At 66.5% G+C, this 10,333-nt stretch carries 13 protein-coding genes and 2 pseudogenes; 8 read left to right on the top strand and 7 right to left on the bottom strand.

Going from position 1 to position 10,333, the window contains the following annotated elements:
* Window positions 1-244 precede the first annotated feature (244 nt).
* Window positions 245-826, bottom strand: a complete 582-nt coding sequence (locus G020_RS0114095; protein ID WP_024330037.1) for a ubiquinol-cytochrome c reductase iron-sulfur subunit — start codon at window positions 824-826, stop codon at window positions 245-247.
* 95 nt (window positions 827-921) lie between these two features.
* Here G020_RS0114095 and G020_RS0114090 point away from each other — a divergent pair, with 95 nt between their 5' ends.
* The 3 genes from G020_RS0114090 (at window position 922) to cyaY (ending at window position 2,053) form a co-directional block, all read left to right on the top strand.
* Window positions 922-1,269 carry a hypothetical protein gene (locus tag G020_RS0114090; protein ID WP_024330036.1) on the top strand — a complete coding sequence of 116 codons (348 nt, stop codon included), beginning with the start codon at window positions 922-924 and terminating at the stop codon, window positions 1,267-1,269.
* Window positions 1,270-1,285: 16 nt separating this feature from the next.
* Window positions 1,286-1,660, top strand: a complete 375-nt coding sequence (locus tag G020_RS0114085; RefSeq protein ID WP_018947784.1) for a DUF423 domain-containing protein — start codon at window positions 1,286-1,288, stop codon at window positions 1,658-1,660.
* 69 nt (window positions 1,661-1,729) lie between these two features.
* Window positions 1,730-2,053, top strand: coding sequence for an iron donor protein CyaY (gene cyaY / locus G020_RS0114080; RefSeq protein ID WP_018947783.1), 324 nt, complete (start codon window positions 1,730-1,732; stop codon window positions 2,051-2,053).
* Window positions 2,054-2,072: 19 nt separating this feature from the next.
* Here cyaY and G020_RS0114075 read toward each other — a convergent pair whose 3' ends face one another.
* The 3 genes from G020_RS0114075 to serS form a co-directional block, all read right to left on the bottom strand.
* Window positions 2,073-2,516 carry a hypothetical protein gene (locus G020_RS0114075; protein WP_024330035.1) on the bottom strand — a complete coding sequence of 148 codons (444 nt, stop codon included), beginning with the start codon at window positions 2,514-2,516 and terminating at the stop codon, window positions 2,073-2,075.
* 13 nt (window positions 2,517-2,529) lie between these two features.
* On the bottom strand, window positions 2,530-3,543 hold the full coding sequence (locus tag G020_RS0114070; RefSeq protein WP_024330034.1) for a thioredoxin fold domain-containing protein: 1,014 nt from the start codon (window positions 3,541-3,543) through the stop codon (window positions 2,530-2,532).
* A gap of 487 nt (window positions 3,544-4,030) precedes the next feature.
* Window positions 4,031-5,320: a serine--tRNA ligase gene (gene serS, locus G020_RS0114065; RefSeq protein WP_024330033.1), complete on the bottom strand. Its 1,290-nt coding sequence runs from the start codon at window positions 5,318-5,320 to the stop codon at window positions 4,031-4,033.
* A gap of 189 nt (window positions 5,321-5,509) precedes the next feature.
* Here serS and G020_RS0114060 point away from each other — a divergent pair, with 189 nt between their 5' ends.
* The 4 genes and pseudogenes from G020_RS0114060 to G020_RS15165 all read left to right on the top strand — a co-directional run.
* The gene (locus tag G020_RS0114060; RefSeq protein ID WP_024330032.1) at window positions 5,510-5,845 is read left to right on the top strand and encodes a type II toxin-antitoxin system RelE/ParE family toxin; all 336 of its coding nucleotides are present in this window, start codon (window positions 5,510-5,512) and stop codon (window positions 5,843-5,845) included.
* Window positions 5,845-6,129, top strand: coding sequence for a NadS family protein (gene nadS, locus G020_RS0114055; RefSeq protein ID WP_018947778.1), 285 nt, complete (start codon window positions 5,845-5,847; stop codon window positions 6,127-6,129). The genes G020_RS0114060 and nadS overlap by 1 nt, the downstream gene beginning before the upstream one ends.
* A gap of 205 nt (window positions 6,130-6,334) precedes the next feature.
* Window positions 6,335-6,583: a type II toxin-antitoxin system CcdA family antitoxin gene (locus G020_RS0114050; protein ID WP_018947777.1), complete on the top strand. Its 249-nt coding sequence runs from the start codon at window positions 6,335-6,337 to the stop codon at window positions 6,581-6,583.
* A pseudogene (locus G020_RS15165) lies at window positions 6,583-6,708 on the top strand (CcdB family protein); the annotation flags it as partial. The gene G020_RS0114050 and the pseudogene G020_RS15165, both read left to right, overlap by 1 nt.
* 211 nt (window positions 6,709-6,919) lie before the next feature.
* Here G020_RS15165 and G020_RS0114045 read toward each other — a convergent pair.
* Together G020_RS0114045 and G020_RS0114040 are read right to left on the bottom strand one after the other, a co-directional pair.
* Window positions 6,920-8,089: a DegT/DnrJ/EryC1/StrS aminotransferase family protein gene (locus G020_RS0114045; RefSeq protein WP_024330031.1), complete on the bottom strand. Its 1,170-nt coding sequence runs from the start codon at window positions 8,087-8,089 to the stop codon at window positions 6,920-6,922.
* A gap of 248 nt (window positions 8,090-8,337) precedes the next feature.
* Entirely contained in the window at window positions 8,338-8,943 is a 606-nt protein-coding gene (locus G020_RS0114040; protein WP_029681355.1) for a sugar transferase, read from the bottom strand.
* A gap of 29 nt (window positions 8,944-8,972) precedes the next feature.
* Here G020_RS0114040 and G020_RS15350 point away from each other — a divergent pair, with 29 nt between their 5' ends.
* Window positions 8,973-9,749: a hypothetical protein gene (locus G020_RS15350; protein ID WP_156002784.1), complete on the top strand. Its 777-nt coding sequence runs from the start codon at window positions 8,973-8,975 to the stop codon at window positions 9,747-9,749.
* A gap of 368 nt (window positions 9,750-10,117) precedes the next feature.
* Here the strand turns inward: G020_RS15350 and G020_RS0114025 are convergent.
* Window positions 10,118-10,333 (bottom strand): annotated as a pseudogene (locus G020_RS0114025) (IS256 family transposase); the annotation flags it as partial.

Below are 10,333 nucleotides of genomic sequence, written 5' to 3'. Positions count from 1 at the left end.
GTAGGAGGCCGGCCCTCCGGCCGATTCCCCGTCCGGCCAACCCCTGCGCCGGGTCGGCCAGGGGGCTGGCCTCCTACATGTCGAACCCTGCCCCCCGTAGGAGGCCGGCCCTCCGGCCGATTCCCCGTCCGGCCAACCCCTGCGCCCGATCGGCCAGAGGCTGGCCTCCTACAGGTCGGAGCCTGCCCCCCCGTAGGAGGCCGGCCCTCCGGCCGATTCCCCGTCTTCCACCAGGAATCAGGGATCACGAGCCACCGAGGATCAGCCGCTCCCCGTCCCCGTGCAGCCGGTATTGCGGGATCTCCAGGTTGCGCGCCCCGGGCTGGTCGCGGAATACCCGCCCGGCGGCGTCGTAACGCCCGCCGCGACAGCGATCCTCGAAACCGCCCGGCCAGCCGTCGGCCGCCTGCGGATGCACCAGGTCCAGCTCGCAGCCCAGATCCGCGCTCTCCCCGTAGACCACCAACCAGGCCGGGTCGAAACTGCGCTCCGGCAGCTCCAGCCCCTCCGGCTGCCGCCCGCGCCGCGCCTCGGGGTCGCGCAGCGCATCGGCCTCGATCGCCTCCAGCGAACCCAACAATGCCGAATCCCGGTGCACCACCAACACATGACGACCGTTCCAGCGCAGGCGCTTCACCTCGCCCGGGCCGATATCCGCCAGCTCCAGCACCCGCGGCTCCGGATCCGAACCACCCGGCAGGGAGATCACATTCGCAGTCAGCGCGACCACCAGCGCCGCGATGCCGCCCAGCGCCATCAGCTTCAGCAGCGCCCGCAGGCGCAGGCGGCGCAGCGCGGTCTCCGGATCCGGCGAAGAACGGGGCACGATGACGTTACCTCCACAACAAAAGATTGCGATAACCCACTGCAAACGGTGCCCCGGCCCTTCACGGGAAGGGGTCAGCGGCATACACTACCGGCATGCCTACCACGAATCGAGAATCCGTCCGCAGCGACCGGCGCTATGTTGGCCTCCACAATGACCTCTACGGCGGCATGACGCCGATCGGCAACATCATCCGGGATGCCTGGGTGTTCGGCATCCTGCCGGAAGACCAGACCTGCGACGGCTGGGAAATCGGCCAGATCCAGGCTCTGCAGAGCCAGGTCAACGCCAAGTGGGACGAATACGGCCTGCGCCCCTCCGCCCTGCCGGACGACCTGCGCGAGCGCCACGAACGCATCCACAACGAGGCGATCGAACGCGCCCGCGAACACGGCTGGGTCCCCGGCCGCGACATCGACAGCGACATGGACGACAACGGCTGAGCCGCGCGCGCCCGTCATGATCCGCACCCTGATCGTCATCGGCGCCGCGCTGGCGGCGATCGCCGTGGTCCTGGGGGCCTTCGGCGCCCATGCCCTGGAACAGCGCCTGTCCGAACGCGCCCTCAACACCTGGCACACCGGCGTGCAGTACCACTTCATCCACGCCCTCGGCCTGCTGCTGATCGCCGCGCTGTGGAGCCAGCTGGCCACCGGCTGGGCCACCGCCGCAGCCGTGGCCTTTGTCACCGGCATCCTGCTGTTCGCCGGCAGCCTGTACGGCCTGGCCCTGGGTGCCCCGCGCATGCTGGGAGCGATCGCCCCCATCGGCGGCACCCTGTTCATCCTCGGCTGGGTCGGCGTCGCCATCGCCGCGTGGCGCGCGGGTGGATAGGCAACCGCTCCGCGGCGTCCCTATAATCCGCGACATAGCCGTTACAGCCCATTCCGAGCGGGAGATCCCATGAGCCAGCCTTCCTTTGCCGTGTTCGCCGAACAGACCCTGGACGACTTCTACGCCCGCCTGAGCGACCACCCCGACCTCGGGGACCTGGATATCGATCTGATCGACGGCGTGCTGACACTGGAGTTCGAGGACGGGGCGCAGATGATCCTCAACCGCCAGGAAGCGGCCGAGCAGATCTGGCTTTCCTCACCGGAAGGTCCGGCGCATTTCGGCTACGACGAGGCCGCCGGCCAGTGGCAGAACGACCGCACCGGCGAGACCCTGGAAACCACCCTGGCCCGGGTACTGGGCGGCAAGCTGGGCACGTCGATCGAACTCTGACCCGCCGGAACCGGCGTCCTCAGGAACCGTCCCGATCCCCGCCCCGGCTTCCTTCCCCGGTGGCACCGCGGCGGGACGGCCCCGCGGACTCCTCGCCCGGGTCGCCCGGCTCGTCCTCGTCAATCGCCCGCAGGTGATTCTCCACCTCCGAGAGCACCGCGTGGGCGCCCTCTTCCTCCAGCGCCAGGTCCAGCGCCTTCAGCGGCTCCGCCGTCCCCGCCTCGCCGCGCAGCCCGGTGCGCGCCAGCCCCAGCGACACCAGCCGGAACTGGCGAAAAAACAGATAGGCCAGCGTCGCCAGGATCAGCGCGACCCAGGGCTGCTCGTTGAAGGCCATCCAGGCCGCCACGCCATACGCCAGAAAGGTGATCACGAAGATCACCACGGCGACCTTGTGCGCGCGTGCCACGATCCGCTCGAAGACATCGCGGTGCTCGCCTATGAAGTCCTGCTCGAAGTGCATGATGCGTCCGTAGTCAGCGCCGGGCGCGCCAGCGCTCGAAGGTGTCGAAGTCCTCGTAGCCGCGAGTCAGCACGTATTCCATCACGTTGCGCACGCGGTTGAGATGGGCGACCGAGTCCAGGCGGATGATCTCATCCCCCTGCTCGTCGAAGAACACCATACTGGGTGCCCAGTGGATGTCCAGATCCCGGGACCACCGGGCTGCCGTGGTCTCGCGGCCATCGGGGGTGACCACCCGGGTCGCGTCGTCGCCCATGTCCAGCTGCACCGCGTCCATCAGCGAGATCTGCTCCAGCACCTGCTGGTTCTGCAGCGGCTCGGAATGCAGGATGTCGCAGGCGTGGCAGGCCTCGCGCTCGAAGAACACCGCCAGGGGCCGCTCGCCCGCCTCCCGGGTACGATCCAGGTCGTGCGGCGGCGGATCGAAGAAATCCCGTTCGTTGATGTCCTCGAGATCGAACTTCGGCGGCGGTTCGGCGCGGTCCAGGTACTCGCGGAAGCTCACCTCCCGGTCATGCCGGTCGATCACGTACTCCAGCAGGGCGCGAAAGCGGTACGGGGGATAATAGCCGCGCATCGCGTGGATGCCCTCGCCATCGGCGTCGAAAAACGCCAGTGACGGCGTGAAGTTCAGCCCCATGCTGCGCGCCCATTCCTTTTCTTCCAGGGTCTCGCCCCCCAGCGTGGTCACCTCGCGACTCCCCAGCACGTCGATCGCGATCACGTCGAAGTGCTCGGACAGATAGGAACGGATGTCGTCCTGGCTGAAGTTCTGCTCGAACAGCGCCTCGCAGTAGGGGCAGTCATCCATGCCGAAATACACCGCCAGCCCCTTGCGCCCGCGCTCGCGCGCCAGCTCCAGATCCTCCTCGATATCGAGAAAGCTCGGCCGGAACCAGTCGGGCGTCCCCAGGCCGATCCGGCGCGGTGTGTCGTCGAACTGCAGACCCTCCGTTTCGCTGGCTTCCGGCACCGGTTCGTCCGCCAGCACCGGCGATCCGGCCGCACCCCACGCCAGCGCGAGCATCAGCACGACGCCCCGCGCCGCAAGCTGCCGGCCCGAACGCCTGTTTCTACCGAATCCCGTTTTCCCCAACACGCCAACCTCCTTGCGGACCGCTCCGTCACTGGAAAGGCATGGCTGACCGGCCTGCCGCGGGGCTCCATGTGATTTTCCGGCCCCTCGACTCCATTGGACGCTGCAAGGCACCCGATTACTCCCCCGACGTGCGATCGGCCGCACTGCCCCGTAGGAGGCCGGCCCTCCGGCCGATCCCCCCGGTGGGACGGCGAGAACCCAATCGGCCAGGGGGCTGGCCTCCTACGGGTCGCCACCTGCCCCGTAGGAGGCCGGCCCTCCGGCCGATCCCCCCGGTGGGTTGGCGTGGCCCCAATCGGCCAGGCGGCTGGCCTCCTACGGGTCGCCACCTGCCCCGTAGGAGGCCGGCCCTCCGGCCGATCCCCCCGGTGGGACGGCGAGAACCCAATCGGCCAGGGGGCTGGCCTCCTACGTCCTACGGGGTCGTCGGGGGGGCGATCACCTCGGTGCCGCCCAGCCACGGGCGCAGGCGCTCGGGGATGCGCACCGAACCGTCCGCCTGCTGATGGTTCTCCAGCAGCGCCACCAGCGCGCGACCCACCGCCACGCCGGAGCCGTTCAGCGTATGCACCAGCTCCGGGCGCTCGCCCGCCTTCGGGCGGAACCGCGCCTGCATGCGCCGCGCCTGGAACGCCTCGAAGTTCGAACAGGACGAGATCTCGCGGTAGGCCTGCTGCCCCGGCAGCCAGACCTCCAGATCGTAGGTACGCGCGGCGGAAAACCCCATGTCCCCGGCCGACAGCAGCATCACCCGATAGGGGATCTCCAGCGCCTGCAACACCTTCTCCGCATCGCCCAGCAGACCCTCCAGGGCCGCGTCCGAGTCTTCCGGCCGGACCACCTGCACCAGCTCCACTTTCTCGAACTGGTGCTGCCGGATCAGGCCACGCACATCGCGGCCATAGCTGCCCGCCTCCGCGCGAAAACACGGCGTGTGCGCCACCATCTTCAACGGCAGCTCCTCCGCCTCCAGGATCTGCTCGCGCACCAGGTTGGTCAGCGGCACCTCCGCCGTGGGGATCAGCCGGAACTTCTGCTCGCAGTCCACCGAGAAAAGGTCATCGTCGAACTTGGGCAGCTGCCCCGTGCCCACCAGTGTCTCCGGGTTGGCCAGGTACGGGACGTAGGTCTCCTCGTAACCATGCTCGCGGGTATGCAGATCCAGCATGAACTGCGTCAGCGCGCGGTGCAGCCGTGCCATCTCGCCGCGCATCACCACAAAGCGCGCGCCCGCCACCCGGGCCGCCCCCTCGAAGTCCAGGCGCGCCCCCGGCTCGCCCAGCTGGATATGATCGCGGCAGTCGAAATCGAAGCGGGCCGGCTCGCCCCAGCGGCGCACCTCCTCATTCGCGGCCTCGTCCAGGCCCTCGGGCACGCCCGCCTGCGGCAGGTTGGGAAGGTGCAGCAGCAGATCGTGCAGCTCGGCCTGAATGCCCTCCAGCTCGTCCTCGCAGCCCTTCAGCTCGTCGCCCATGCGCGACACCTCCGCCTTCAGCGGTTCGATGTCTTCGCCACGCGCCTTCGCCTGCCCGATCGCCTTCGACCGCGAGTTGCGCTCCGCCTGCAGCTCCTGCGTACGCACCTGCAGCTCCTTGCGCCGCGCCTCCAGGCGCTCGAACCGCTCACGGTCCAGGGTAAAACCGCGCCGCGCCAGCGCGGCCTCGGTAGCGTCCAGATCCTGACGCAGACTGCGGATATCCAGCATGGGTTAAGCCGTCAACCAGTAGTGGGAAGCCGAGCAGTTTACGCCAAACGCCCCGCCCCGTGCAGGCCGACACCGCGCCCCCTCCCCGTGGAGGCCGCCCCCCTGGCCGATCATGGCGATCGCCTCCGAGCCCCTCAAGGTGTACAATGTACCCCAAAAAGGCTCACAGACATAAGGACATGTCCTCACGTGCCACATGCCATTGAATTCATTGAGACTCCAACGTTTACCCGGCAATTTCAGGCGATCGCCTCGGATGATGAACTGAAAGAACTCCAGCGCACTCTGATCGCCCAACCCGGCAAAGGCGACCTGATCCAGGGAACGGGCGGCTTGCGCAAGATTCGCATCGGGTTAGGCCGTCAGGGAAAGCGCGGCGGCGGGCGTGTCATCTATTTTCTGGCAAGTGCGGAGATCATCTACCTGATCCTGGCCTACCCGAAAAACGTGAAAGACAACCTCACCGCCACCGAAAAGGCTGCACTGAAGACACTCACCTCACGGTTAAAAGAGGAAGCCCCCTGATGAACATCTACGACGAACTCCAGACATCACTGCAGGAAGCAGTCGACATCAAGGAAGGCAAGAAGGCGGCCAGCCGCGTCACCCGCCACGAGGTGGCGGATGTAAAGGCCATTCGCGCCCGCTTGCGCGTTTCTCAAGCAGAATTCGCCAAAGCCATGGGAACGAGCGTCGACACCGTCAAGAGCTGGGAAGCCAAACGACGCAACCCTACGGGACTGGCCGCCAAGGTTCTGGCTACCATCCAGGATAACCCGAACTTCTATAACGAAATCGCCGCGCACTGACCCGACCGACACAAGGCATTTCCGCACCCCCGCAGGAGGCCCGCCCTCTGGACGATGGGACGAGCCGGGCGCCGTGCCGGCCCCCCACAGATTGCTTCGCTGCGCTCGCAATGACGGGCGTGGAGAGCGGGCGCGATTGAGCAACATGGAGAGCGCGCATAAGCTATGCGCATCACGTCATGACATGAAGTGACCGGGAGCCGCCATGCACCTCACGCCGTACAAAACCGACGCCCCGCGCAAGGCCACCAACCTCACCGTCAATTCCGATCTCCTGGCGCAAGCGCGGGAACTGGGCATCAACCTTCCAGCCCTTTTCGAGCAAGCGCTGGCTCAGGCCGTGCGAGAAGCACGCCGCGATGCCTGGATCGCCGAGAACCGCCAGGCCCTGGTCGAATACAACCAGCGTGTTGCCGAGCGTGGCAGCTTCGGTGACCGCGCTCGCCGCTTCTGATGGCCCAGTTCTCGGTCCACCGCAATCCATCCGCAGATACCGCATCCTGGGCACCGTACCTGCTGGTACTCCAGAACGACCTGCTCTCGGAGCTGAGTACCGTGGTCATCGCCCCGTTGATACACGTAGGAGGCCAGCCCCCTGGCCGATCGGCCCGAACCTGGCACCGGATCGGGTTGTAGGAGCGGCCTCGGCCGCGACCCGCACCAGCCCCATCGGCCAGGAGGCTGGCCTCCTACACCGACCGCCACCCTGCAGGAGCGGCCTCGGCCGCGAACCGCACCAAGCCCGACTACCCGGGCTTCGCGGGTGAACCCGCTCCTACGATGATGCTGACTACGAGTGAGTGGCCTCGCGCATCACGTGCTCCACCGCATCGGCGACGGCGTGCATGTCGGCGGCGGAGAGGGTGTGGTCCACCGGGAACATCAGGCTGGTCTCGCCCAGTTCGCGGGCCACGGGGAGACGTTCGGGCGGGCGGAAGTCGGTTCCGTCGAAGGCCTTCTCCAGGTAGATCTCGCTGCAGCCACCATGCAGGCAGGGCACCCGGTGCGCCTGCACGGCCTCCACGATCCGGTCACGGTCCCAGCCGTCGCGCAGCATTTCCGGGCGTACAAAGGCATAGAACTTGTACCAGGCGTGCCCCAACCCCTCCGGCAGGTGCGGCACCCTCAGGCCCGGCAATCCCGAAAGCCGCTCCAGCAGAACTCCGGCGTTGTTCCGCCGCTGCTCCAGCCAGTCCGGCAACTTGGCCAGCTGCGTCCGCCCGATCGTCGCCTGCATCTCGGTCAGCCGCCAGTTCGTGCCAAACGATTCGTGCACCCAGCGGAAACCCGGCGGGTGTTCGCGTTCGTAGACCGCACTCCAGTCCTTGCCGTGGTCCTTGAAATTCCAGGCCTGCCGCCAGGTGTCCTCGTCCTGCAGCAGCAGCATGCCGCCCTCGCCCCCGGTGGAGATAATCTTGTCGGTGCAGAAGGAAAACGCCGCCGCATCCCCGAACGAGCCCACCGGCTCCCCCTGTATCGTGGCCCCGTGGGCCTGGGCACAGTCCTCCACCAGAAACAGCCCGAACTCGTCGGCAAGCGCACGCAGCGCATGCATGTCGCACGGCCACCCGGCCAGATGAACCGGGAGAATGGCCCGTGTGCGCTCGCTCAGGACCGCACGGGCGGTCTCCGCCGTCAGGTTGCCCGAGTGCCGGTCCACGTCCGCAAACACCGGCCGGGCACCCCGCATCACGATCGCCGAGGCCGACGCCACAAACGTCCGCGGCGACACCACCACCTCATCTCCGGGACCGATACCCAGAGAATGCAGGGCCAGCTCCAGGGCCAGCGTTCCGTTGGCGACGGCCACCGCGTACGGCACCCCGTGCCAGGCCGCGAACTCGCGCTCGAAGGCCCGGCCCTCGTCACCGTTCCAGTAGTTCACCCGACCGGAAGACATCACCTCCCGCACGGCCGCGACTTCATCATCCTCGAATTGTGGCCAGGAACTGACGACCACCGACACATCCTGTTGAAACGCCGATCGTTTGCGTGCGAGCACCTTTCACCCCCAATGGTGTTGCCCCGTCTCACGGGTTATGGCCGGAGGCTGACCGGACTCCGGTCACATTTCCATACCACATTCGCCATAATGATTCCCGCAGGGGTGCCAGGCAAGCCCGCATCCACACCCCCCGCACCCCGTAGGAGCCCAGCCCCTGGGCGATCAGCGCCAAACCAGCCCCACCGCCCAAAGGTGCCACCCCCCTACCGGAAAACGGTACGCCAGATATACCCAAGATCCTTCCCCAGCGACCACTGTTGCACATACTCGCGGTTGATTCTCACCTTGTCGGGAAAGATCACCTCGCGGTTATACGCCTCCGGATCCTCCACCGAATCCAGCAGTGATTCCTCGTCACGGTACTTGAGCGTTGCCGGCCCCGTGATCCCCGGGCGTACCGACAGGATCAGCCGGTCCTCGCCCTCCAGCGCATCGGCAAAGCCCGGCACGTCCGGCCGCGGGCCCACAAAGCTCATCTGCCCCATCAGCACATTGAACAACTGCGGCAGCTCGTCGATCTTGGCGCGACGAAAGAACCGGCCCAGGGGCGTAATGCGCGGATCATGCCCTGTCGTCACCGTGGTGGTGTGCGCTCGGGAGGGTCGCATGGTGCGGATCTTCACCACCCGGAACACACGCCCGTGGCGGCCCACCCGCTCCTGCACGAAGAAGCCGTTCTGCCGGGTATCGATCGTTGCCAGCACCCAGGCCAGCGCGATCAGCCAGAAGGTGAGCAGCAGACCCGCCGCCGCGCCCAACAGATCGAAGCCGCGCTTTAGCGTGGCTTCGGAACGTGAAAGCCCCGACAATTGATTAGCCCCTAACGTTTCCAGCGACCATGAAAAACGAGGTGCATCAGAAACACGCGACGATTCTGGTCGGCTTTCTTAAGCGCGTCGAAAGCCGAAAACGCTGCATCGGCCACACCAACGAGAGCCAGTGCATCCGTCCGGGAGAAGCGCCTCGACAAGTCATAATCCGCCTCGTGACGTGCCTGCTGAAGCTCCACAAAGGCATCCGCTACGGTCACAAGACGCGGGTCGGGCGGACCAGGGATCAGCTGGCCCAGGGGGTCAGCCGGAGCGCCGGGATTCCATTTCAACAAAACCTGACAAGCCTTCTTCATCTCGGCATGCCCGAGAGCACGCGCCACGCGTTGCCGCAACACATCGCGACCCTGCCCCGCGACCACCTCCCTGCTTGCTGCATCCACCAACAGATGGAAAAGGGCATAATAGGCTGCGGAAACGGCGCGCCGAAGGCTCGCCTGGCGCGGACGCCGCGGCTCATGAGTGGCAAGCTGTCTGGCCTGACTCAGCAAATCCCTGTGCAAAGACATCCCGTCTCTCCCTCAGCCTTCCTCCTGACCCGGCTCTCGCACGCGAATATATGCCCAGAGCCCCGGGACCTGGCTCGAGAGGAACTCGTGGATTCGCCGCCGCATCGAGGCCAGAGCCGGCTGCATTTCGTCCTGGGCGGGAAAATCCGCGTCAAGCACAATCCAGACCCACAGAGCCATTTCACCGTCCGCATCCTCGGCCTCGGCAAGCTCCACGGACCTCACCCAGTCCGGCCGTTCCAGCCGCTGGACCCCCTCACGCAAATCCTCAAGTGACACCGCACTGGCCAACATACTCATCCTCTTCATCCAGGATTTCCGGGAAGTCGCGCGGCGACCCGCACAATCACCCCGTTCTCTCCCACTCTAGCGCATCGGCAACCCCCGGCCCATCCGGCCGCGGCCCTTGCTGAATATCTTTCAACTGTCCATCCCCATCAAACCCGGCGGCAACATAGTGGTTCAGAGGTTCCTCGCCCATCTCGGCTCGAAGGGTCAACGTCAATCCCTCGGCCAACGGCCGCTCAACCGGAGAAGGGTCCCGCCCATCCCGCAACGCCTCACGGATCGTACGGCATGGCACTCGCCCCTGAAGCTCGTGCCGAAGAGTTATGGTCAAGTCTGGTGTATGAGCGATGGCTGGTTCAGGCGGCGCTCCGGTCGGTGATGGATGATGCCTCGTCGTTGGTCGGTTCGGTCTGCTCGATGCCGTCGATGAACGTCACCCCGCGCTCGAGCTTGTCGAGCCATTCGTAACCCCGGAGCCGGCGCCAGCGCTTCTGAGCGCTCTGGCCGAGCTTGTACGTCAGGCTCAAGACGGTGTTGCGGGTCACGCAACCGCGGGTCTTGGCGGTGCGCAG

Origin of the sequence: Thioalkalivibrio sp. ALR17-21 (assembly GCF_000420185.1) — a bacterium.
Taxonomy (GTDB): Bacteria; Pseudomonadota; Gammaproteobacteria; order Ectothiorhodospirales; family Ectothiorhodospiraceae; genus Thioalkalivibrio; species Thioalkalivibrio halophilus.
This window is presented reverse-complemented; position numbering and strand designations above follow the sequence as displayed.